General features: G+C 70.4%; 18 protein-coding genes. 8 read left to right on the top strand and 10 right to left on the bottom strand.

Annotated elements, in window-relative coordinates:
- Positions 1 to 417 precede the first annotated feature (417 nt).
- A complete protein-coding gene (locus tag ACU6XJ_RS09125; protein ID WP_476308495.1) occupies positions 418 to 2,748 on the bottom strand; it encodes a sodium-translocating pyrophosphatase in 2,331 nt (776 codons plus the stop codon).
- A gap of 394 nt (positions 2,749 to 3,142) precedes the next feature.
- Between ACU6XJ_RS09125 and ACU6XJ_RS09130 the strand changes: the two genes are divergently transcribed.
- Positions 3,143 to 5,458: a DEAD/DEAH box helicase gene (locus ACU6XJ_RS09130; RefSeq protein WP_476308498.1), complete on the top strand. Its 2,316-nt coding sequence runs from the start codon at positions 3,143 to 3,145 to the stop codon at positions 5,456 to 5,458.
- 150 nt (positions 5,459 to 5,608) lie between these two features.
- On the opposite strand, the gene ACU6XJ_RS09135 is transcribed toward ACU6XJ_RS09130, so the two are convergent.
- From ACU6XJ_RS09135 to ssd, 8 genes are all read right to left on the bottom strand, one after another.
- Positions 5,609 to 6,241 carry a bifunctional DNA primase/polymerase gene (locus tag ACU6XJ_RS09135; RefSeq protein WP_476308501.1) on the bottom strand — a complete coding sequence of 211 codons (633 nt, stop codon included), beginning with the start codon at positions 6,239 to 6,241 and terminating at the stop codon, positions 5,609 to 5,611.
- Positions 6,242 to 6,543: 302 nt separating this feature from the next.
- Complete coding sequence (locus tag ACU6XJ_RS09140) at positions 6,544 to 6,996, bottom strand: Rv3654c family TadE-like protein (RefSeq protein WP_476308504.1); 453 nt, start codon at positions 6,994 to 6,996, stop codon at positions 6,544 to 6,546.
- A 3-nt stretch (positions 6,997 to 6,999) separates the two neighbouring features.
- A complete protein-coding gene (locus ACU6XJ_RS09145) occupies positions 7,000 to 7,359 on the bottom strand; it encodes a TadE family type IV pilus minor pilin (protein ID WP_476308507.1) in 360 nt (119 codons plus the stop codon).
- Positions 7,359 to 7,550, bottom strand: a complete 192-nt coding sequence (locus ACU6XJ_RS09150; protein ID WP_476308510.1) for a DUF4244 domain-containing protein — start codon at positions 7,548 to 7,550, stop codon at positions 7,359 to 7,361. Before ACU6XJ_RS09150 ends, ACU6XJ_RS09145 begins: the two co-directional genes overlap by 1 nt.
- 78 nt (positions 7,551 to 7,628) lie before the next feature.
- Positions 7,629 to 8,351: a type II secretion system F family protein gene (locus ACU6XJ_RS09155; RefSeq protein ID WP_476308513.1), complete on the bottom strand. Its 723-nt coding sequence runs from the start codon at positions 8,349 to 8,351 to the stop codon at positions 7,629 to 7,631.
- Positions 8,348 to 9,181 (bottom strand): type II secretion system F family protein, encoded by an 834-nt coding sequence (locus ACU6XJ_RS09160; protein ID WP_476308516.1) that lies wholly within the window; start codon positions 9,179 to 9,181, stop codon positions 8,348 to 8,350. The genes ACU6XJ_RS09155 and ACU6XJ_RS09160 overlap by 4 nt, the downstream gene beginning before the upstream one ends.
- A complete protein-coding gene (locus ACU6XJ_RS09165) occupies positions 9,178 to 10,341 on the bottom strand; it encodes a TadA family conjugal transfer-associated ATPase (RefSeq protein ID WP_476308518.1) in 1,164 nt (387 codons plus the stop codon). Before ACU6XJ_RS09165 ends, ACU6XJ_RS09160 begins: the two co-directional genes overlap by 4 nt.
- Positions 10,338 to 11,426: a septum site-determining protein Ssd gene (gene ssd, locus ACU6XJ_RS09170; protein WP_476308521.1), complete on the bottom strand. Its 1,089-nt coding sequence runs from the start codon at positions 11,424 to 11,426 to the stop codon at positions 10,338 to 10,340. The genes ACU6XJ_RS09165 and ssd overlap by 4 nt, the downstream gene beginning before the upstream one ends.
- A gap of 498 nt (positions 11,427 to 11,924) precedes the next feature.
- Between ssd and ACU6XJ_RS09175 the strand changes: the two genes are divergently transcribed.
- From ACU6XJ_RS09175 to ACU6XJ_RS09205, 7 genes are all read left to right on the top strand, one after another.
- Positions 11,925 to 12,764, top strand: a complete 840-nt coding sequence (locus ACU6XJ_RS09175; protein WP_476308523.1) for an HAD family hydrolase — start codon at positions 11,925 to 11,927, stop codon at positions 12,762 to 12,764.
- Positions 12,765 to 13,397: 633 nt separating this feature from the next.
- On the top strand, positions 13,398 to 14,702 hold the full coding sequence (locus ACU6XJ_RS09180) for an ABC transporter substrate-binding protein (RefSeq protein ID WP_476308526.1): 1,305 nt from the start codon (positions 13,398 to 13,400) through the stop codon (positions 14,700 to 14,702).
- Between the two features lie 166 nt (positions 14,703 to 14,868).
- Positions 14,869 to 16,578, top strand: a complete 1,710-nt coding sequence (locus ACU6XJ_RS09185) for a glycoside hydrolase family 3 protein (RefSeq protein WP_476308529.1) — start codon at positions 14,869 to 14,871, stop codon at positions 16,576 to 16,578.
- The gene (locus ACU6XJ_RS09190) at positions 16,575 to 17,831 is read left to right on the top strand and encodes an exo-beta-N-acetylmuramidase NamZ family protein (protein WP_476308533.1); all 1,257 of its coding nucleotides are present in this window, start codon (positions 16,575 to 16,577) and stop codon (positions 17,829 to 17,831) included. The genes ACU6XJ_RS09185 and ACU6XJ_RS09190 overlap by 4 nt, the downstream gene beginning before the upstream one ends.
- Complete coding sequence (locus ACU6XJ_RS09195) at positions 17,828 to 19,567, top strand: serine hydrolase domain-containing protein (protein WP_476308536.1); 1,740 nt, start codon at positions 17,828 to 17,830, stop codon at positions 19,565 to 19,567. Before ACU6XJ_RS09190 ends, ACU6XJ_RS09195 begins: the two co-directional genes overlap by 4 nt.
- A 107-nt stretch (positions 19,568 to 19,674) precedes the next feature.
- Positions 19,675 to 20,553, top strand: coding sequence for a MurR/RpiR family transcriptional regulator (locus tag ACU6XJ_RS09200; protein WP_476308538.1), 879 nt, complete (start codon positions 19,675 to 19,677; stop codon positions 20,551 to 20,553).
- A gap of 5 nt (positions 20,554 to 20,558) precedes the next feature.
- Positions 20,559 to 21,479 carry an N-acetylmuramic acid 6-phosphate etherase gene (locus ACU6XJ_RS09205; RefSeq protein WP_476308541.1) on the top strand — a complete coding sequence of 307 codons (921 nt, stop codon included), beginning with the start codon at positions 20,559 to 20,561 and terminating at the stop codon, positions 21,477 to 21,479.
- 91 nt (positions 21,480 to 21,570) lie between these two features.
- On the opposite strand, the gene ACU6XJ_RS09210 is transcribed toward ACU6XJ_RS09205, so the two are convergent.
- Positions 21,571 to 22,323, bottom strand: a complete 753-nt coding sequence (locus ACU6XJ_RS09210) for a Fic family protein (protein ID WP_476308544.1) — start codon at positions 22,321 to 22,323, stop codon at positions 21,571 to 21,573.
- Positions 22,324 to 22,333: the final 10 nt, after the last annotated feature.

Consider the following 22,333-nt stretch of genomic DNA (forward strand, 5'->3'; position numbering starts at 1 on the left):
GGTTGTCCTCCCCGCACCACCATCTCTGGCCAACGCCGCGTTGCTCGTGCAGCACAACCTCCGGCCGGGCACGGAGATCTTCGCGGATGTCGTCAATGCGCTCTGCGGCGTCGCAGACCGGTCGATCCCGGCGGGAGGTGCGCCCAGAGCACCCCGGCTTGAACCTTGAAGTGCGAAGAGGGGCGGCACGCGGCTGGTCACCGGGCCGCCCCTGCTCGTCCGATCTTCAATCGCTGCTGACGGTCCAGACCAGGGTCACGGCCACCAGCAGGGCGATCGCGATGAGATGACGCCGCATCAGTTCCACCTCGTGACGAAATCCAGCACGAAAAATGGGGCGGACCCACCGGCATTCCTGCCGAGTGGACCCGCCCCCAGTCGCCGTTCCGAGCGGCGACCTCACTCCCGATTAGTTGATCATGCCGAGGTGGCGCCGTTGCTCACGGGGTCCTGAGCGGGCGTGTCATCGGCGATGGCCGTGCTGCGCCGCTTGGAGTTGATGACCGCGGCGACGATCACGGCGACGGCGGCCAGCGCGATCACGGTGCGGATCAGCTGGGAGGCGTTCTCGCCGTAGCTGAGCAGCACGACAGCGGGCGCGATGAGCAGCGACACCAGGTTCATCACCTTGATCAGCGGGTTGATGGCAGGACCGGCGGTGTCCTTGAACGGGTCACCCACCGTGTCACCGATGACGGTCGCGGCATGCGCTTCCGAGCCCTTGCCGCCGTGGTGGCCGTCCTCGACCAGCTTCTTGGCGTTGTCCCACGACCCACCGGAGTTGGCCAGGAAGATCGCCATCAGGGTGCCCGTCGCGATGGCACCGGCCAGGTAGCCCGCGAGCGGGCCGACACCAAGGCCGAAGCCGACCGCGATCGGGGCCAGCACCGCGAGCAGACCCGGCGTGGCGAGCTCACGCAGCGAGTCCTTGGTGCAGATGTCCACGACCTTGCCGTACTCGGGACGGGTGGTGCCGTCCATGATCCCCGGGTTTTCCCGGAACTGGCGGCGCACCTCGTAGACCACCGCGCCCGCGGCCCTGGAGACCGCGTTCACGGCGAGGCCGGAGAACATGAACACCACGGCCGCGCCGATGATGATGCCGACCAGGGTGCTCGGGAAGTAGACGGCGAAGCTCTCCAGCTGGCCGACCCCGAAGTTCACCCCGACATCGCGCAGCGACTCGGTGAACGAGTTCAGGTAGGAGCCGAACAGCGCCGTCGCCGCGAGCACCGCGGTGGCGATCGCGATGCCCTTGGTGATGGCCTTGGTGGTGTTGCCGACCGCGTCCAGCTCGGTCAGGATCGCCACGCCATCGCCGTGCACGTCGCCCGACATCTCCGCGATGCCTTGGGCGTTGTCGCTGACCGGGCCGAAGGTGTCCATCGCGACGATCACGCCGACCGTGGTGAGCAGACCGCAGCCCGCCAGCGCCACCGCGAACAACGCGACGCCCGCGGGTGCGATCAGGAACACGCCGTAGACCGCGCCGCCGATGACCAGCGCCGTGTAGACGGCGGACTCGAAACCGACCGAGATACCCGACAGGATCACCGTCGCCGCACCCGTCAGCGAGGACTTGCCGACGTCCTGCACCGGCTTGTGCTCGGTGCCGGTGAAGTAGCCGGTCAGCCAGAGGATCACGCCTGCCAGCACGATGCCGATGATCACCGAGATGGTGGCGATGGCGGCCGGGCTGCCCGTGTTGTTGCGCAAGGTGTCCGAGACACCCTCCAACTCCGCGAAGGACGTCGGCAGGTAGGCGAATGCCGCCACGCCGCAGGCCACCGCCGAGATCACGGCCGAGATGTAGAAGGAGCGGTTGATCGTGCGCAGGCCGTTCTCGCCGACCCTGGCGCGGGTGATGTAGACACCGATCACCGCGGTGATCACGCCGATGGCGGGCACGATCAGCGGGAACAGCAGACCGTGCACACCGAAGGCCGCGGTGCCCAGGATCAGCGAGGCAACCAGGGTGACGGCGTAGGACTCGAAGAGGTCCGCGGCCATACCGGCGCAGTCGCCCACGTTGTCACCGACGTTGTCGGCGATCGTCGCGGCATTGCGGGGGTCGTCTTCCGGGATGCCCTGCTCCACCTTGCCGACGAGGTCGGCGCCGACGTCAGCGGCCTTGGTGAAGATGCCGCCGCCGACACGCATGAACATGGCGAGCAGGGCGGCGCCGAAGCCGAAGCCCTCCAGCACCTTCGGGGCTTCGCCCGCGTAGACCAGCACCACGAGCGCGGCGCCGAACAGGCCGAGGCCGACGGTCATCATGCCGACGACGCCACCGGTGCGGAAGGCGATCCGCATGGCCTTCTCCCGGCCGCCGGTCTCGTTCGCCGCCGAGGCCACCCGGACGTTCGCCCTGGTGGACAGCCACATACCGAGGTAGCCGATGGTCGCGGAGAACACCGCGCCGACGATGAAGAACAACGATCGGCCGATGCGCTCACCGAGGGTGTCGGCGGGAAGCGCGAAGAGCAGTACGAAAACGACGACGACGAATACGCCGAGCGTGCGGAACTGCCGGTTCAGATAAGCCGCTGCGCCCTCTTGAACCGCCTTGGCGATCTCCTGCATGCGAGAGGTGCCCTGGCCCGCGGCCAGTACCTCTCGAAGCAGGACATAACCGACGGCAAGAGCGGCCAGAGCGACGGCGGCGACCACAGCTACAAGGCCGCGATCGCCCCCGGTGAGCTCCAAGCCCTGCGCCCAGTTTCCCTGGGCGAGGATGAGCCGGGACATCCGTCCTCCTGGTTGATGTGCTTGGGTCAATGCGCCAAGCACAGGCCGCGGAGGCGCATCCGGTAGAACCGGAGCAGAGTCCGCGACCACGCACCGGCGCACGGGTTGGTCTAGTCGCTCGCGGACCTCGACACCGCCATCTCGTCTTCAGTAGCCGACGAGTGTTGGGAGGTAGACCGTGTCAGGCGCCCGTGGACGACGTCATGGGCGGGGAGTCTATTGGCCCCTTGGTGACGTTCACCACCGTGTGACCCGTGGCGCAGTCTGGGGTGAAGTTTATGACTCTCCGTATCGATAAAGCCGGGCTCACCCTGGCTTCTACTCAGAAAAGGGGCACCGCAGGCAGGTGAGGGAGCCTACGTTGAGTGAGCAAGATCACCCGCCAAAAGGGCAGGTGTTACTCCGGCGTGTTCTCGCTGGTGTAGCCGATGGCGAGTCCCCGCTGACCCACGCCAGGGACATCCCGGAGCAGACCGCCCGATACGCGGAGTGGCCGGCCTGGGTCGGCCAGGAGCTTCGGGACGCTCTGCTCGAATGCGGGGTGGAGCGGCCGTGGGCGCATCAGGCCGAGGCCGCCGAGCTTGCCGCGGCGGGTCGGAACGTGGTCGTGTCGACGGGCACCGCGTCGGGCAAATCGCTCTGCTACCAACTGCCGGTGCTGGCGCACCTCCAGGCCGACTCACGGGCCACCGCGCTGTACCTGTGCCCGACCAAGGCCCTCGGCGCCGACCAACTGCGCGCGGTGAGCTCGCTTGGCCTGGACGGCATCCGCCCGGCCTCGTTCGACGGCGACACACCGATGGTGGAGCGGGACTGGGTGCGGGCGCATTCCCGTTGGCTGTTCACCAACCCGGACATGCTGCACCGCGGCATCCTGCCCAACCACGGCCGTTGGGCCACCTTCTTCCGCAGGCTGCGTTATGTGGTGGTCGACGAGTGCCACGCCTACCGGGGGCTGTTCGGCTCGCATGTCGCCCTGCTGCTGCGCAGGCTGCGTCGCATCGCCGAGCGGTACGGATCCGCACCGACGTTCATCCTGGCCTCCGCCACCGTGTCCGACCCGGCTGCCTCGGCGGGCAGGCTCACCGGGGTGGACTGCGTTGCGGTCGCCGAGGACACCTCTCCGCGCGGCGCCCGCACGATCGCGCTGTGGGAGCCGCCGCTACTGGCGGAATTGGCAGGCGAGCACGGGGCTCCGGTGCGGCGCTCGGCCGGTGCGGAATCGGCCCGCATCCTGGCCGATCTGGTACTGGAGGGTGCCCGCAGCCTGGCCTTCATCCGCTCCAGGGTCGGCGCCGAGCTCACCGCGCTCGAGGCCAAGAACATCCTGTCCTCTGTGGACATGAGCCTGGCGGGCCGGGTGGCCGCCTACCGGGCGGGCTATCTGCCGGAGGACCGGCGCAAGCTGGAGCAGGCGCTGTTGTCGGGTCGCCTGCTTGGCGTGGCCGCGACCAACGCCCTGGAGCTCGGAGTGGACATCGCGGGGCTGGATGCCGTTGTGGTGGCGGGCTTTCCCGGCACGCTGGCCTCGTTCTGGCAGCAGGCAGGCCGGGCGGGCCGCTCGGGCGAAGGCGCGCTGGTGGTGTTCGTGGCCAGGGACGATCCGTTGGACACCTACCTCGTGCACCATCCGCATGCGGTGTTCGACAAGCCCATCGAGGCCACCGTCATCGACCCGACCAACCCCTACGTGCTGGCTCCGCAGCTTGCCTGCGCGGCGGCCGAGCTTCCACTGACCGAGGACTGCGTCACGGCCTTGCAGGGCAAGGAGGTGGTGGAGACCCTCGTCGCGGACGGGCTGCTGCGGCGACGGCCGCACGGCTGGTTCTGGACCTCCCGCGAGCGGCCGCACGCCGATGTGGACATCCGGGGCTCGGGCGGAGACCAGATCGCGGTCGTGGAGGCCGAGACCTCCCGCATGCTGGGCACGGTGGACCCCGGCAGGGCGTGCTCGACGGTGCACCCCGGCGCGGTCTACCTGCACCAGGGCAGCACGTATCTGGTGGACGATCTGGATCTGGATCAGGGCATCGCCCTGGTGCACGCGGAGAATCCGGACTGGACGACGACACCGCGGGAGGTCGTGGACATCGCGGTGCTGAACACGCTCGAGGAGCGCGAATTCGACGCCGGTGTGTCGATCAGCCTCGGCGAGGTCGCGGTGACCTCGCAGGTGGTGGGGTACCTCCGCAAACTGCCGACGGGGGCGATCCTGGACCAGGTGCCGCTGGACCTGCCGGAGCGCACCCTGCGGACCAGGGCCGTCTGGTACACGGTGTCCGAGGAGTTGTTGCGTGGCAGCGCACCGGGGGGCGCCGGACTTGATCCGGCGCGCACTCCCGGTGCGCTGCACGCTGCCGAGCACGCAGCGATTGGCCTGCTACCGCTGTTCGCGACCTGCGACCGATGGGACATCGGCGGGGTGTCCACCGCGTTGCACGAAGACACCGGGGAGGCAACGGTCTTCGTGCACGATGGGCATCCTGGGGGAGCCGGTTTCGCCGACCGCGGCTATGCCGCGTTGATCCCTTGGTTGGCCGCGACGCGGGAGGCTGTCGCATCCTGCGAGTGCCCGGCTGGGTGCCCGTCCTGTGTTCAGTCGCCGAAGTGCGGGAACGGCAACGAACCACTGGACAAGGCGGGGGCAGTGGCCCTGCTCGACATCGTGTTGCGGGTGATCGGCCACGACGCCGAGCGATCCACTCTGTAGTTGTTTGTGGGGCCGGGCTTGATGTCGGGGCTCATCGGGCCCGGCCGAGGTGGTGTCCCGTGGAACTCGGTCGCCGGAATCCGCTCTCAGCAGGTGGGTGCGGCCTGCTTCCGGATAGCGCGATCGAGATCCACGAGACACCCCCTGCCGTCAGCGGTCCGCGAGGGCGAGGGCGAGCCTGTCGACGTCGGCGGCGCGGAATGCCGTGACGCGCATGGCTTCACCAAGGGCTTCCTGCACGAGTTCGGGCTCGGGCAGGTGCCAACCGCACAGCTGCGGCTTGACCCTCCAATGGACCACACCGTGCAGGAACGGGGAGGGCGGCAACGGGATGAATCCGCCCTCTCCGTGATGCACGACATCACCGTGGGAGGCCAGCTTCGCGGGCAACTGCTGACCTGCCTTGGTGAGGAACAACCAGCGACCGCCGGGGGTTGCCGCGATGGGCACCGGAACTCCGGCGGCACGAAGTGCGACGGCGGCGAGCCTGCCAAGATCGGCTCCCACCTCGATGGCGTCCACGACGATTCCGGTGGCGAGGAGCAACGAGTAGGGCTTACCGGTCCACCAGTCGGCAACCTGGTCCGCGGTGGCACCCACTCGATTTTCCCAGTCCCGGTCGATCGGGGCTGGCCCTGCTTGCTCAACGCCGTCGCGCCCTACCCAGCGCGTACCGGTCGGATAGGTCCCAGGGAAGACGGGCCACCGCTGCCACGCAAAGCCGATTGCCTCGGCCCGCAGCTCAATGCGGAAAGCGCCGCGCCACCTGTCCGACCAATCCATCGTGCTTTCGCCTCCTTGAAACCCGCGGCACCTGTGCTATCGACAGTCAAGATCTCTGTCGATCAGAGCACCGCGGTCCCTGCGCAGCGCCGTGTGCGCTGCCATGAACAAAGAAACGGCATGAAGGGGTGCGAGCAAAACCTTCCGTCGTTAACTGGCCGTTATGGAGCGACGAGTGAACAGCATTTCTCACGGCGGCTGAAGTCCGGCGATCGGCTTCACGCCCGTGCTGTTCGCACAAGGTCCAGCGGAAATGCCGCTCGCCGTGCCTAACCGACCGCTTGGCGTCCGCTCATCCGCCGTCAATCCGGTCGGCGATCCGGCGGGCCTGCCCTGGCCCGACCGCCTGCCGCGCCGAACGCGGCGAGCGGTCCCTGCGCTCGGGCCTCCACCTCGACCAAGGCGTCCCAGCCCTGGAACCGGCAACTCCGCAGTCGGGTGTGCATCCGGGTCGCCACCCAGCCCGCCCGCGCGCAGGCGCCTGCGACGCCGTCCACGGCCGTGGTCGCCGCCGCCACCGCGGCGAGGTCGGCCGCCGCCTCCGCCCGGTGACGGGTCACGGCCGCCGAGCCGAGATACATCCCCGAGGTGAAGACGGCGAGCACCGCCGCGACCGCGACGGACACCCAGACCGTGGCATAACCGCTTTCCCCGCCCGCCAAACTTCCGCTGCGCCTCAAGTTTTCCGAGGAGAAGCTGCCGGTCTCCCGGAACGTGCACAAGTCCGTGGTGTCCGGGTTCGCGGGTCCGCCCATCGTCTACTCCTGTTCCTCGGCGATGGCGAAGGCCTCCGCGGAGATCCTGATACCCGGCAACAGATCGCCCGCCCCCGTTGTCACCCGGACCGAGACCTCCGCTCCGCTGGTCGACACATCCAGTCGGGCGCCGCGCGGCGCGATCCGCGATACCGCCGCGCCCGCCTGCTCCGCCTGTCCCCTGGCGACCAGCCGGGCCGCTTCCCGCGCCGCATCGGCGCACCGAAGCTGCGCCAGCACCGCGCCGAGGCCCGCCAGCGCCAACAGCAGCACCACCACGAGCGCGCCGAGCGCGATGGCCGCCTCCACAGTCACCGACCCGCGTTCACCGCCGCGAGGGGCGGCCCGGCCGATCGCCGCCATCAGAAGCTCGCCGTCAACGCGCGTTGGATAAGCGAATTCAGCGCCGCCAGAATCGACCCGCCCGTCACCACGTTGTAGAGCACCGCGGCGAAGGCAGCAGCGGCTATCGTCCCCAAGGCGTATTCGGCCGTGGTCATTCCACTGTCTTCGGTGATAACTCCGCCCAGCCGGAGTCTTATCCACCGCGTCATAACTTTCTCCTGTTCCGGCGCCGAGGGCGCCTTTGTCGGTTTCTTCCCGTCACTTATCCGTCTACTGTGGACATTTGTTCACCACCCGTCGAGCAGTTGCCCCGCCAATCCCATGACGACGGGCACCACGCCGAGGCAGAGGAATGCGGGCAGGAAGCACACGGCGAGCGGCGCGGTGATCAACACGGCCGCGCGGCCCGCCCTGGCCTCCGATGCGTCGATGCCCGCCGCCCGCAGGTCGTGCGCGAGTGAATCGGCCGCTCCGGCGAGCGCGGCACCGGAACGGGCCGTGCGCCGGGCGGCCGCCGCCAGCGCCGCCGTGTTCGGATCCCGCAGCGCGGGCTCCCAGGCCGCCACGGGATCGGCGCCGAGCGACAGCAGTTCGGCGACCGCGCGCAGCGGACGTCCGGCCTGATCGGGCAGTTCACCGATGACGGCGATGAGCGCACCGGCCACCGGCATGCCCACCCGCAGGCATACGGCGAGCAGTTCCCAGGCCCCGGCCAGCCGCAGCGGTTCGACGGCCTTCGGCTTGGCTCCGGGACCGTGGCAGCGTTGGCAGAACCGGTAAACGGTCCCGGCCGACACCACAGCCACGATCAGCCCGAGCAGGCTGTCGGAGACGAGCAGCACTCCCCCGGCCACCGCCAACGCGCTGAGGACCGGCAGCAACCCGCTCTCCATTCGGGCCGCGGGCGACCGTGGTCTGCCGAGCAGCAGCCGCAACCGCACTCGGGCAGGCGACTGCGATCCGAGGTGCACCGCGGCGCCGAGCAGGACGAGCGCGGCCGCCTGGTTCATGACGCCACCGCCGTCTCGGTCAGCTTTCTGCTCCACAGCAACCCGACGCTGATCAGCCCGGTGCCGACCGCCAGCAGCACACCGCCGATGGCGGTCTGGCTCAGCACCTGCCATGGCCGGGCGCCGATGAGTTCGCCGAGGCCCACCCCCAGCACCGGGAGCGCGCCGAGCATGGCGGCGCTGGCTCTCGGCCCGGCCATCCTGGCGACCACCGCGCGGTGGAAACGCACCCGGTGCTCGAGGTCGCCGCGCACCGAGTCGAGAAGGTCCGCGAGGCCGATGCCGGTGCGTTCGGCCAGCGTCCAGACGGTCGCCATCCTGCCCAGCGCCGCGGAAAGCTCCGGCCGGGACCGGGCGCAGTTCCGCAGCGCCTCCTCGACGCCGCCGCCCAGTCGCGCAGCCGAGGCCACCGCCGTCAGGATCTCGGCCGCGACGGGTTCGCTGTCGGCCGCCGCTCCTTCGGCCGCGGTCGCGGGATGAGCACCCGACCTCAGCTCGGCCGCGAGCAGTCCCAGCGCCCGGCCGAATCCGGCCATGGCAGCGGCCGCGCGGGCCGCCCGTCGTCGCGCACACCATTGGGATCGGGTGGTGAGGCCGAGGAAGACCGCGGCCGACGCCCCACCGACGCCTGCGAGCACCCACCCGAGACCGCCGAGCGCGACCGCGAGGATCGCGGGCTGCGGCGTCCGCCGTCCCGCGGCCAACGCCCGCCGCCACCCAGACCGAACGCACCCCGGTCGGCTGAGCCCGCGGAGGCGGCTCAACGAGCGGTGTTCCGGCCAGGCGATCACGGCCAGCGCACCGACCAGCAGTGCGGCCCCCGGGGTCATGGCCCGCACCCCCGCCTCGCGTCGATGAGCTCGCGCAGCCGTTCGTAGGCGGGCTGTCTGCCGGTGTCGCGGCGCCAAGCGGGCAGCACCCGGACCAGGCCGGTCGAGGCGTCGATCAGGCCGATCTCGGCCAGGCGGCGTCGTCCGCTGCCGTCGCGCCGCAGGTGCAGCACCACCGAGAGCGCCGCCGCGAGTTGGCTGTGCAGCGCCGGGCGGTCCAGGCCGCCGAGGGCGGCCAGCGCCTCCAGTCGGGCGGGCACCTCGGCGGGGGAGTTCGCGTGCAGGGTGCCAGCCCCGCCGTCGTGGCCGGTGTTCAGCGCGGCCAGCAACTCGCAGACCTCGGCGCCGCGGACCTCGCCGACGACCAGCCGGTCCGGCCGCATGCGCAGCGCCTGGCGCACCAGGTGGCAGAGCGTGATCTCGCCCGCTCCCTCGATGTTGGCCACTCTGCCGACCAGCCGGACGACGTGGGGATGGGACGGGTTCAGCTCACCCGCGTCCTCGATGCAGACGATGCGTTCTCGGTCGGGAACCGCCCCCAGCAGGGCGTTGAGCAGTGTTGTCTTGCCACTTCCCGTGCCGCCGACGACGAGGAAGGCCAATCGGGACTCGACGATCGCGCGCAGCAGGGTGGCCACGTCCTCCTCGAAGGTGCCCAGGCGGCACAGGGCGTCGAGGTCGTGGCTCGCCGGACGCAGGACCCGCAGGGACACACACGTTCCGCCCGCGGCCAGCGGCGGCAGCACCGCGTGGAGCCGCACGGCGACCGCGTCCGCGGTCGGCGGCGGGAGCCAGCCGTCGACGCAGGGCTGGGCATCGTCCAAGCGTCGGCCCGCGGCGAGGGCGAGGCGCTGCGCCAGCCTGCGCACCGCCTCCTCGTCGCGGAAGACCACCGGCTCCTTGCGCAGCCCGGCCTGCCCGTCGGTCCACACCTCGTCGGGGGCGTTGACCAGGACATCGGTCGTGCCGGGTTGACGCAGCAGGGGCTCCAGTACGCCCGCGCCGACGAACTCCTGCTGCACCAGCCGCAGCGTGTCGAGCACCTGAGTGTCGCCCGCGATGCCGGTCTCGCAGCGCACCGCCTCGGCGACGACCGACGCGGTGATCGTGCCGCCGCCGACGGCCAGGCGTTGCCGCACCTTGTCCACGAGCGTGCTCATGCCGCGGCCCCCAGCGGCGCCCGGGCCGTCGCGGCCAGGGCCAGCACGGTGTCCGCGGCCCTGGCGAGCGGGCCTCCGGGCCGCCAGGGCATGCGTCCGGTGTCCACCGCGGCGGCGAGCCGCGGTTCGGGACGCATCACGGCCAGCAGCGGAAGGTCCAGCACCGCCGCGATGTCTTTGGGCGACAGCCCGCCGGGCGATGGCCCGCGCACCACCAGACCCAGCGGCACGCCGGTGGCCAAGACCGCGGCACGCACCGGCTTGGCCGCCGCGCAGGCGCGCAGTTCGGCGGGCAGCACAAGCACCGCCAGGTCCGTCCTGGTCAGCACCGCGACGGCCGAGGGCGACAGCTGCCGCGGCAGGTCGCAGACCACGACCTCACCGGCCCGTCGGCCCGCTTCCAGCACCGGGCCGACGGCTTCCGGAGCGGGCCCCTCGCCGTCCCTGGCGCAGGAGAGCACGGTGAGACTGCCCGCGCGCAGGTTCACCGCGGGCAGGGCGGCATGCAGGCTGCCCGCAGCGACCCTGCCGCCGCGCACGCCGAGATCCGGCCAACGCAGGCCCTCGGTCTGCTCCGCGCCCATCAGCAGGTCCAAGCCGCCGCCCAGCGGATCGCAGTCGACCAGCAGCGCCCCGTGACCCGCGCGAACCGCGGCGACGGCGATGGCAGCGGAGAGCACCGACGCTCCAGCACCACCGCGGGCACCGAGCACGGCGAGCACCCGACCATCCGATCCGTTGGGGCGCTCGACAACCTCGGCGAAGGCGTTGACCAGCCAGGGTTCGGCCTCGGAGATCCCCAGCAGGCGCTCGACGCCGACGTCGACCGCGAGGCGCCACCAGCGGGTGGGCGGTCTGCCCCTGCTGACCACGATCACGCCCGACCGGCGGGGAAGGTCGAGGGCCGCGCAGTCCTCCAGGGCCGCACCGTCCATGACGATCAGCGGTGCGGACGACCAGCGGCCGAGCAGGCCGGTCACATCGGGCACGCGTTCCAGTTCGCAGTCCACCGCAGCCGCGGTGCGCAGCAGTTCCTCGAGCAATTCTGTGTCGCCTACCAGCACGACGGGACGGTTGCCGTCCATGGGCACTCCCCTGCCTCCGGGCCTCGGCGGGCCGCCGGGGCGATGAGGTCCACGCTGCCGGTCCGCGAGGCCGCCGCCAACCGCCGAAGATCAATCTGTGGAGAACCGGGGCTGCTGTGGACAACACGCCGAAAAACCGGGTGGAGCGGCAGGGAAATGTCAGGGGTGCGCGGCACAATCGCGTGCCCGCGCGAAAGAAACCGAACGAGGGGGCGCCGGACCCGAAGAGGAACCGCCGAAGTGCGGATATGGGGCGACCCCCGTCAGGGGGGAGGGACGGGGGTCGCCAAGGAGTTCAGCCCCGGGGGGTCGAGCTGAACCCGTCCGGTCGTACCGGACGGTACATACTGTAGCCCCCACCGCGCCAAAGTTGTCGCTGTTCCGCTCAAGGGACTGCACAACAATTCGCCAACGTTGCTCACACCTTGAGTGCTCCCAGGTGGGAGGCGGTGTCCGGAAGCAGAACCGGCCACCCTTCAACGAGCGGTGGTGCCACCTATGCTTGGCAACGTGATACAGGCCGACGGCGTAGCCAAAACGCCACTTCAGCAGGGTGTTGCGGCGTTTTTCGACCTCGACAAGACCGTGATCGCGAAGTCGAGCACGCTGGCCTTCTCCAGGCCCTTTTTCCAGGAGGGACTGATCAACCGCCGGGCTGTGCTCAAGAGCGCTTATGCACAATTCGTCTTCATGCTGGCAGGGGCCGACGCGGACCAGATGGACCGGATGCGGGCCCATCTGACCTCGCTGTGCACCAACTGGGACGTCGAGCAGGTCCGAGCGATCGTGGAGGAGACCCTGCACGACATCGTGGACCCGCTGGTGTACGCCGAGGCGACCGAGCTGATCACCGAGCACAAGGAACAGGGCCACGACGTGGTCGTGGTGTCGGCCTCCGGTTCGGAGATCGTCCGTCCCATCGCCCAGATGGTCGGCGCGACCGACAGCGTCTCCACCGAGATGGTGGTGGCCGAAGGCCGCTACACAGGTGCGATCGACTTCTACTGCTACGGCGAGAACAAGGCGGGCGCGATCCGCGATCTCGCCGACCGGCACGGTTACCGGTTGGAAAACTGCCACGCGTACTCGGATTCCATCACCGACCTGCCGCTGCTGGAGGCGGTCGGCCACCCGACCGCGGTGAATCCGGACCGGGCACTGCGCAAGGTCGCGGCCCAGCGGGGCTGGCCGATCCTGGCGTTCTCCGATCCGGTATCGCTGCGCGCCCGCATCCCAGCCCCATCGGCCACCGCCATCACCGCGGCCGCCGTCGGCCTCGGTGCGGTGGCCGCGGCGGGTGTCGCCTGGTACGGGCTGCGCCGCCGCAACCGCAAGTAGCAGGCACGTCACACTGGGCCGTCGTAGGGGGGTCACCGCGGCGAAGATCGCGTTTTCCCAGGCGGCACAGCGCAATGGGTGACGGTGCGTCCTGGAACGGTGCACCCGGTCGTGCCCTTGCTGTGACGCCTGACACGCGTTACAAAGGTGGTGCGGACCTCTTCCCGGCCAGGGACAGCGCGAAGAGAAGCGCTGATCCACCCCGGATGAGCTCCGTGCGCGAGCATCAGGCACCCACGCAGAGCACGCCGCGGGAGGCATGTCGTCAAAGGGCTGCGTACCGGGACGCTGGACGCCGAGCCCCGAAAGTACGACACGAGTGCACGCTTGGTAACCCGAACCGCTCGCGCAGGCAGGCGGCGTCTACCGATTTCGGTGGGCGCCGCCAGCGCATTGTTGTCGCCTCACGCACATCTGCCGCACGGTGGGTCAGAATCGTCGAGAACCATCCACAAGGCGATTTCACCGTCAGCCCGGCAGAGCGGACACTTCACGCATTGACCTTGAACTCCTCGGCCCTCTACGGTCCGGCCATCCACGCCGGGTCACTCCGCCTTCACCGGGAATGGCCACCGCAGTCACGGGGAAACAGGGGTTGTGCATGAGCAGTCCAGGTGAGAGGGGGAGGTCGGCGTGCCAGGTGCGCGCACCACGGTCGCGGCGCTGAGCAGCCTCACACTGACCGCCGCGTTAATGACCGGTTGCTCCGTCCTCGGGGGTCAGGAGCCGAAACCGGCGTCCACGGACGAACTGCGGGACGCCGAGATCACCTACCTCTACTTCACCGACGGGCCCGAGGAACAGGTCACCCGCGACCTGATCAACAAGTTCCAGGCCGAGACCGGCGCCAAGGTCAACCTGACCTTCGCGCACAGCAACCAGCTCGACTCGACCCTGCGCTCCCGGCTGGCGGGCAGCGAACCGCCGGATGTCGCGCGGGTGCTCAACGTGCACAGCTACACCGACCAGCTGATCGATCTGCGGCCCTACCTGCAAGACCCGTCGTTCGCCGACGCCTTCCTTGACAACATCAAACCCGCCATCACCACCTCGGACGGCAAGCTGATCGGGATCCCCAGCGACCTGACGGTGAACGGCCCGCTGATCAACGTGGACCTGTTCCGCCAGGCGGGTGTCGCCGCGCCCGCGCCGGGTGAGCGGTGGTCCTGGCCGCAGCTTGTGGACGCCGCGCAGCGGGTGAAGGCCGCGACGAAGACGCCCTACGCGATCGCGATGGACAAGACCGGCCACCGGCTGTCCGGGCTGGTCAACCAGTGGGGCACCACGTTGTTCGACGAGCAGGGCAAACCCGCGCTGGACGTCGGCAAAGCCGCCCAGGCTCTGCAGGCGCTGGCGGACCTGCACACCTCGGGTGCGATGCCGATGCGGTTCTGGATGGGCACCGACCCCGACTACAAGGACGACGCGTTGCCGATCTTCCTGGCGCAGGACACGCCGGTGCTGTTCTCCGGCAACTGGCCGCTGTACCGGCTGGCGAAAGCGACCTCGTTCCGGTGGGCGGCGATTCCCAACCCGAAGATCGAGCGCACCTCGGCCTTCCCCGGCGGGAAGTACATGGCGGCGTTCACGAAGGCACGCAATCCCGCGGCGGCCGCGTATTTCATCGAGTGGATGAACTCCCATGAGCACCAGGCGGAAATCGCGCCGCGCTCGTTGTTCCTGCCCACCCGCAAGGACCTGATCGGTTCGACCATCAAGTACACCCAGCGCGCCGATGACCTGGCGGTGTTCATCGAGGACGCCAAGGGCATCGGGCCCGCCGAGTTCGCCACCAACGCCAGCCCGGCGTTCACCGAGATGTCCGTGGTGCTGGTCCAGCAGTTCACCAGAATGCTCACGGATGGCACCTCGGCGACTGAGGCAGCGGAGACCATTCGCAGGGAAAGCGAACGCGTCTACGCGAAAACGCAGCACTGACACCCGTTAGCGGGTGGCGGAATGCGTTCTCTCGGGCGACTCTGGAGGCATGCTCCGAATGCGGTATCGCGGTCGCGGGCTCACCTCGACGTGGGTGAGCCTGTTGGCCTGCCTTGGCCTGGCCGTGGGCGGAGTGGCGTTTCCCGCCGTCCCTGGGGTGGATCGCATGACCGAAATCGACCGGCTCATCGAGCGCATGACGCTGGAGGACAAGGTCGGCCAGCTGTTCGTCGCCGTCGTGTACGGCAACGCCGCCGACCAGCCCCATCAGGGCAATCAGGATGAATCGGGGGTGGCCACCGCCGCCGAGGTGGTCGCCAGGTACCGACCCGGCGGGGTGATCTACTTCAACTGGGCGGACAACCTGCCCGACCCGCCCGGCATCACGCGGCTGTCCGAAGGTCTGCAACGTGCGGCCAAGGCCAGCGGCTCGGGAATTCCGCTGCTGCTCTCGGTGGACCAGGAACACGGTCTGGTCACCAGGATCGGCCCGCCCGTCACGCAGTTCCCCGGCGCCATGGCGCTGGGCGCGGGTGCGCTCGGGCAGCAGGGCAACCCGGCGGATGCCACCGAGGCCGCCTCGATCAGCGGCGTCGAACTGCGGGCGATGGGCATCAACCAGAACTTCGCGCCGGTCGCGGACGTCAACGTCAACCCGGCGAACCCGGTGATCGGCATCCGTTCCTTCTCCGCCAATCCCGAACTGGCCGCGAGCCTGACCGCCGCCCAGGTCACCGGGTACCAGCGCTCGGTGTCCTCGGCCGCGAAGCACTTCCCCGGCCACGGCGACACCGCCGTCGACAGCCACTCCGACCTGCCGGTGATCAACCACAGCCCGGAGGAGTGGCGGCGGCTGGACGCGCCGCCGTTCGCGGCGGCGATCTCCGCGGGCGTCGAGTCGGTCATGTCGGCGCATATCGTCACGCCCAAGCTGGACGACTCCGGAGAGCCCGCCACGCTGTCGCCCCGCATGCTGACCGGGTTGCTGCGTGAGGAACTCGGCTTCCGCGGGGTGATCGTCACCGACTCGCTGCGCATGGCGGGCGTCCGGCAGAAGCACTCCGACGCCGAGATCCCGGTGCTGGCCCTGCTGGCGGGGGCCGACCAGCTGTTGATGCCACCGCGGCTGGACGTGGCCCGCGACGGGGTGCTGTCGGCGGTCCGGTCCGGTCGGCTGACCGAGCAGCGCATCGATGAGAGCGTGCGGCGGATCCTGGCGCTGAAGCAGAAGCGATCCCCGCTGAGCAGCGACGACGACGCGCTGTCCACAGACCTTGGCCCAGTTGTCCACAGCCCTGTGCACAAAGCTGGGGATAACCCCATCGGCAGGCCGGAACACCGTGCGGCGGCGCAGCGGATCACCGACGCCGCCGTGACCGTGCTCCGCAACGACGGCGGGCTGCTGCCGCTGCGCGCTCCGGGCAGCGTGCTCGTCACGGGCGCGGGCGGCACCGCGGTCGGCGCGCTGGCCGAGCGGCTGGCGGCGCGCGGCGTGCGGACCTCGGCGCTGGGCACCGATGCAGCGCCGACCCAGGCCCAGATCGACGAGGCCGTCCGCGCCGCCGGGCAGCACGACGCGACGATCGTGCTCACCAGCAGGGCGTGGGCGCAGCCGGGTCAGCGGGACCTGGTGCGCGGTCTGACGGCGACCGGGAAGCCGGTGATCGCCACCGCGGTCCGGGATGCCTACGACGCGGGCCATGTCGACGCCACCGCTTGGCTGGCGACCTACGCCACGACCGGACACGCGATGGAATCCGTCGCCAAGCTGGTGCTCGGTGAGCTTGGGCCGCGCGGTCTGCTGCCGGTGGACGTGCCCGCCGCGGACAAGCCGGGCACCAACCGCTACTCCTACGGCCACGGTCTGCGATGGTGAGCATCAGCCGACGGCACGCGCTGGCCATCCCCGCGGTGGCCTCGGCGACGGTGATCGGCGGCAGTGCACCGGCAGGCGCGGCCGCTCGCGACGTGCGCACCGGAGCCGACCTGCTCGCGGCGGGCGGCTGGGCGCGGTTGGCGGGCCGCAACCTCGGGGTGGTGACGAACCCGACCGGCGTGACCTCGGGCCTGGAGCACATCGTCGACTCCATGGTGCGGCACGGCGTGCGGCTTCGTGCGGTGTTCGGCCCCGAACACGGCTTCCGGGGCAGCGCGCAGGCCGGGGAGTCCGAGCCGGAGACCACCGATCCGCGCACCGGGGTCCGGGTCTTCGACGCCTACGGCGCCACGCCGCAGGCCCTGGGCGAGATGTACCGCAAGGCGGGCGTGGACACCGTCGTCTTCGACATCGCCGACGTCGGGGCGCGGTTCTACACCTACATCTGGACGATGTACGGGGCCATGGTGGCCGCCGCCCGGCTGGGTTGCGCGTTCGTCGTGCTGGACCGGCCCAACCCGGTCGGCCGCACGGTGGGTGGCCCGCAGTTGCTGCCCGGCTACGAGTCCGGAGTCGGCCGCAAGCCGATCGTGCTGCGGCACGGGATGACCGTCGGTGAGCTGGCGAAACTGTTCGACGCCGAGTTCCTGCCCGCCGACGCGGGCTCGCGGCTGCCGGAGTTGACGGTGATACGGGCCACCGGCTGGCGGGGCGGTCCACACGCGACCACCGGCCTGACGTGGATCCCGCCGAGCCCGAACATGCCCACCGGTGACACCGCGCTGGTGTATCCGGGCACCTGCCTGTTCGAGGGCACCACGCTGAGCGAGGGCCGCGGCACGACTCGCCCGTTCGAGACCATCGGCGCGCCGGGAATGGACTGGCGGTGGGCGGAGGCGCTCAACTCCGCGGGCCTGCGCGGGGTGCGGTTCCGGGAGACCTACTTCGTGCCGACGCTGGGCAAGCACCAGGGCAAGACCTGCGGCGGTGTGTTCCTGCACGTGACCGACCCCGCCGCGTTCGAGCCGATCGGGGCCGCGGTCACCATGCTGGTCACCGCCCGCCGGATTCACCCCGGCTCCTTCGGCTGGCGGGCGGACAAGGGCGTTGACCTGCTGTTCGGGTCGGACCGCCTGCGGCGGATGGTCGACGCGGGCGCGGAGCCCGCCGAGATCATCGCGAGCTGGTCGGCCGAGACCGCGGCCTTCGACCGGCAGCGCAGGCCGTACCTGCTGTACCAGGGGGGACCATGAACCGGGTGGGGCGTCTGTTGCTGGCCGTGGTGCTCACCGTGACCGTGGGCGCCACCGCCCACGCCGACAGCTACCGACAGGACCAGCTGGAGGACGGCAGGTCCCGGTTCGACCGGCCGCTGGAGGGCTTCGCACCCGCGGACACCAGGCTGCACCCGGCCGCACCGGAGCAGGCCGGGCTGGACCCGGCGCCGATCGCGGCCGGGCTGGCCGAGGTCGCCCGCGGCACCGAGGCGACCCCGGAGCGTCGGCCGCTGGCCGCGGGCGCGGTGACGCTGCTGGCGCACGGCGGGGCCGTGGTGGCCGAGGAGGCGGTCGGTTACGCGGTCCGCTACGCCGACGAGGCGGGCACCGAACTGCCCGCGGCGGAACAGGTGCGGATGCGGCCGGACTCGATCTTCGACCTGGCGTCGGTGTCCAAGCTGTTCACCACGGTCGTGCTGCTGCGCAGGGTGGAGAGCGGCCAGGTCGGCCTGGACCGCCCGGTGGCCGAGTACCTGCCCGACTTCGCCGCGGGTGGCAAGGAACAGGTCACCGTGCGACAGCTGCTCACGCACACCTCGGGCATGCGGCCCTACCTGGAACTCTGGACGCTGCCCGACCGGCCTGCCCGCATCCGGGCCGTGCTCACCGATCCGGTGACCCATCAGCCGGGGTCCAGGGTGGTGTACTCCGACCTCAACATGATCACCGCAGGCCTGATCGCCGAGCAGGTCACCGGCACATCGCTGGATGCGTTGGTGCGCAGCGAGATCACCGAGCCACTCGGCATGGCCGACACCGGCTACAACCCGCCGAAAGCGCAGTTCGACCGGATCGTGGCCACCGAGTACCAGGGTGGCGTGCTGGCCAGGGGGCAGGTGCACGACGGCAACGCCTGGTCGCTCGGCGGCGTCGCGGGCCATGCGGGCGTCTTCGCCACCGCGGGCGACCTCGCCGTCTTCGGGCAGATGTTCCTCAACGGCGGCAGCTACGCGGGTCACCGCGTCCTCGCGGAGAGCACGGTCCGCGAGATGATGGCCAACCAGACCGAGGGTGTGCCCGGCGACGCCCGCGGCCTCGGCTTCGAGGCCAGCCAGATCCGGTACTCCGACGGCCTGACCGGTCAGGCCAGCGCCGGGCACACCGGCTTCACCGGCACCTCCGTCGTGCTCGACCTGCGGTCCCGGTCGCAGGTGATCGTGCTGGCCAACCGGGTGCACCCGAGCCGGACCTGGGCGGGCAACAACCATCCGATGCGGCGCGCCGCCGCTACCGCGCTGGCCAAGGCGCTCGCGGTGCCGCCGACCCAGGGCCGCACCACGTGGTTCTCCACCGGAGTCGACCGGAACGCGACGCTGACCACCCCGCCGCTGCCTGCTTCCGACGGGCCCGTCACGGTCATCTGGCGGACACAGCTTGACCTTCCCGCGCCGGACAGCCTGGCGCTGGAGTCCAGTGTGGATGGCGGCGCGACCTGGCAGCGGGTCGCGGTCCGGGCTCACGGGCCCGGCGCACCGGCGGAAAGTGTCATGGATCTGTCTGGAACCGGACATAGACGGTGGTGGCGAGTGGACGCGGAACTCGCGGGCGCCAAGGACATCCGGCTGCGCTGGATATACCGTTCTGATAGCCAATACACAGGCCGTGGCCTGCACTTGGACGGCATCAAGGTGATCCAGTCCGGGCGACCGCTGCTGGACGACGAGCGGGAAACCGACAGGTTGCATTCGGACGGCTGGATTATCGCAAGATGATGATATGACCCGTCCGGGCGTTTGCGGACGTGAGAAGTAGTCAGTAAGTTTCCCACGTGAGCACGCACGGTAGTGGTTTTGGCGACGCTCCGGATAGCAGCCCGCTGGTGCGGATTCGATCGCTACTGCCCGGACTGGCGAAAGCTGAGCAGCGGGTGGCCAGGGTGGTACTGGCCGATCCGAGCGCCATCGCCCATCGCAGCATCACCGAGGTCGCCGAGGCCGCGGGCACGAGTGAGACCACCGTCACCAGGTTCTGCAAGGCCATCGGCGCCGGCGGGTATCCCGAACTACGCATCGCGCTGGCGGCCGACACCGCCCGCACGTCGGTGCGCATCGAGCGGCAGATCGGCAGCGATATCGGGCCGGGCGACGGCCTCCCCGAGGTGATCGCCAAGGTCGCCTTCGCCGATGCCAGGGCCGTTGAGGAGACCGCGGAGCAACTCGACGCCGCGGTGCTCGAGAAGGCCGTGGACGCCGTCGCGGCGGCGGAACGGATCCTGGTGTACGGCATGGGGGCCAGCGCGTTCGTCGCCGCGGACCTGCAGCAGAAGCTGCACCGCATCGGCCGGGTGTGCTTCGCCTGGACCGACGTGCACATGGCGCTGACCTCCGCCGCGCTGCTCAAGCCCGGCGATGTCACGATCGGCATCTCGCACACCGGGACCACCTCGGAGACCGTCGAGGTGCTGGCGCTGGCCAAGGACCGCGGCATCACCACGATCGCGTTGACCAACTTCCCGCGCTCGGTGATCTCCGATGCCGCCGACCACGTGCTGACCACGGCGGCGCGGGAGACGACCTTCCGCTCCGGCGCGATGTCCAGCCGGATCGCGCAGCTCACCGTGGTGGACTGCCTGTTCATCGGGGTCGCGCAGCGGCATCACGAGACGGTCAGCCAGACCCTGGAGGCCACCTACGAGGCGGTCGAGCCGCACCGGCTCAGCTCCAGGTCGGACGGTCGCAGACGCGGTCGGGACGCCTGATCCCGATGGCTCTCACCGTGCGCCGGGTCTGCGTCGACTCACCGACGGAAAGGCGGAATCCGCGTACGGTCGGCATCGACGAGGCGGACACGCTCGACGTGCTCCGCATGATCAATGCCGAGGACCAGCGGGTTCCGGGGGCGGTCGCCGCGGCGCTGCCCAAGCTTGCCGATGCCGTCGACCTCGCGGTGACCGCGCTGCGCTCCCGCGGCCGGGTGCACTACGTCGGGGCGGGCACCTCGGGGCGGCTGGCCGCGCTGGACGTGGCGGAGTTGGCGCCCACCTACGACATCCCGCGCGACTGGTTCCAGGTGCACCACGCCGGTGGGCCCAGGGCCGTGACGACGGCGGTGGAGGGTGCGGAGGACTGCGCCGAGGACGGTGCCGCGGCGATCGAGCAGAGCGTCGGCGCGGGTGACTTCGTGCTCGGGCTGACCGCTTCCGGGCGCACGCCGTTCGTGCTGGGTGCCCTGGCCGCGGCGAAGGAACGCGGCGCCAAGACCGGGCTGATCTCGGCGAATCCGATGTCGGCCGGGCTGTGCCGGGCGGATGTGGTGATCGTGTTGGACACCGGCCCGGAGGTGATCGCGGGCTCCACCAGGATGAAGGCGGGCACCGCGCAGAAGGTGGCGCTGACCTCGTTCTCCACCGCGGTGATGGTGCGGATGGGGCGGACGTACTCCAACCTGATGATCAACCTGCGCAGCACCAACGCGAAGCTGCGGGGGCGGGCCGTGCGGATCCTGCGGGAGGCCACCGGGCGGGGTTCGGCGGAATGCCTTGCCGCGTTGGAAGGTTCGGGCAACGACGTGCGGACCGCGCTGGTCTGCATGCTGTCCGATGTGGACGGTGCCACGGCCGCCGAGGCGCTCGACCGCAGCGGTGGCGAGGTGCGCAAGGCGCTGGGGTGGCTCTCGCGGTCCTGACCGCCCCTCGCAAGCGAGCGCGCAGGTGATCTGCGGCTTCCACTGGTTCAACAAGGCTGATCGCCCTTCAACCACACCGGAACGCGCGGCGTCAGCTTCCTACGGCTTCGGCGATGCCGATCGCTTCCTTGGCGCCGAGTTCGAAGGCCTCGCAGCAGTAGATGATCCACGCCGCGACCCCGTCGGCCTCACCCGAGGTGAACGCCGCCGCGGCGGTCGCGTACTCCTGCGGCCTGCGCAGGAAGGCGACCTCCGGCACGGCAAGGCCCTTGGGGTCGAGGCCGGAGCCGATCGCGGTCAGCCGGGCAGCGGCGCGGGCCACGACACCGTCGGCGGTGCCGAAGGGCCGCAGCGCCAGCAGTTCCCCGTGCACGACGGCGCAGACCACCGGGCCAGGCATGCCCGCCGAGCCCGCCACGATGCGGGAAAGCAGGTCCAGCCGCGTCGAGACCGCGACGTCCACCCGCGGCCTGCCCAGCAGATCCTGCTCATCACGACCGACCAGGTCGGCCGCGGCCAGCACGTGCAGGCGGGCCAACGCCTGTAGCGGCGCCCGCTCCCAGGTGGTCAGCAGCAGGCCGATGGACTCCGCCACCCGCAGCGCACCGGCCAGCAGCGGGTCGTCCACCTTGCCGTCGGCGGGGATGTCGGTGCTGCCGCCATCCAGCGCGGCAGACGCGCGTGCGGCGCGGACCGAGGCTTCCGCGGAGGTGGTCGGCCAGCCACGGCGGTTGACCGGATGACGATGTACCTCGTCCACCGCGTTGCGGGCGGCCTGCACCGCGTCGGCAACACCGGGAAGATCGAGTAACCGGCGGAGCGGTTCTGCTGCCAGCGGGCTCACGGCGCGCACA

This window comes from Actinorectispora metalli (assembly GCF_056323685.1).

What these genes read in the sequence shown, in the direction of transcription:
- ACU6XJ_RS09150 (WP_476308510.1), bottom strand. Translation starts at nt 7,550, where the DNA reads ATGACGCGGTGGATAAGACTCCGGCTGGGCGGAGTTATCACCGAAGAC.
- ACU6XJ_RS09195 (WP_476308536.1), top strand. Translation starts at nt 17,828, where the DNA reads ATGAACCGGGTGGGGCGTCTGTTGCTGGCCGTGGTGCTCACCGTGACC.
- ACU6XJ_RS09145 (WP_476308507.1), bottom strand. Translation starts at nt 7,359, where the DNA reads ATGGCGGCGATCGGCCGGGCCGCCCCTCGCGGCGGTGAACGCGGGTCG.
- ACU6XJ_RS09165 (WP_476308518.1), bottom strand. Translation starts at nt 10,341, where the DNA reads ATGAGCACGCTCGTGGACAAGGTGCGGCAACGCCTGGCCGTCGGCGGC.
- ACU6XJ_RS09175 (WP_476308523.1), top strand. Translation starts at nt 11,925, where the DNA reads ATGCTTGGCAACGTGATACAGGCCGACGGCGTAGCCAAAACGCCACTT.
- ACU6XJ_RS09185 (WP_476308529.1), top strand. Translation starts at nt 14,869, where the DNA reads ATGACCGAAATCGACCGGCTCATCGAGCGCATGACGCTGGAGGACAAG.
- ACU6XJ_RS09205 (WP_476308541.1), top strand. Translation starts at nt 20,559, where the DNA reads ATGGCTCTCACCGTGCGCCGGGTCTGCGTCGACTCACCGACGGAAAGG.
- ACU6XJ_RS09160 (WP_476308516.1), bottom strand. Translation starts at nt 9,181, where the DNA reads ATGACCCCGGGGGCCGCACTGCTGGTCGGTGCGCTGGCCGTGATCGCC.
- ACU6XJ_RS09140 (WP_476308504.1), bottom strand. Translation starts at nt 6,996, where the DNA reads ATGGGCGGACCCGCGAACCCGGACACCACGGACTTGTGCACGTTCCGG.
- ACU6XJ_RS09125 (WP_476308495.1), bottom strand. Translation starts at nt 2,748, where the DNA reads ATGTCCCGGCTCATCCTCGCCCAGGGAAACTGGGCGCAGGGCTTGGAG.
- ACU6XJ_RS09135 (WP_476308501.1), bottom strand. Translation starts at nt 6,241, where the DNA reads ATGGATTGGTCGGACAGGTGGCGCGGCGCTTTCCGCATTGAGCTGCGG.
- ACU6XJ_RS09155 (WP_476308513.1), bottom strand. Translation starts at nt 8,351, where the DNA reads ATGAACCAGGCGGCCGCGCTCGTCCTGCTCGGCGCCGCGGTGCACCTC.
- ssd (WP_476308521.1), bottom strand. Translation starts at nt 11,426, where the DNA reads ATGGACGGCAACCGTCCCGTCGTGCTGGTAGGCGACACAGAATTGCTC.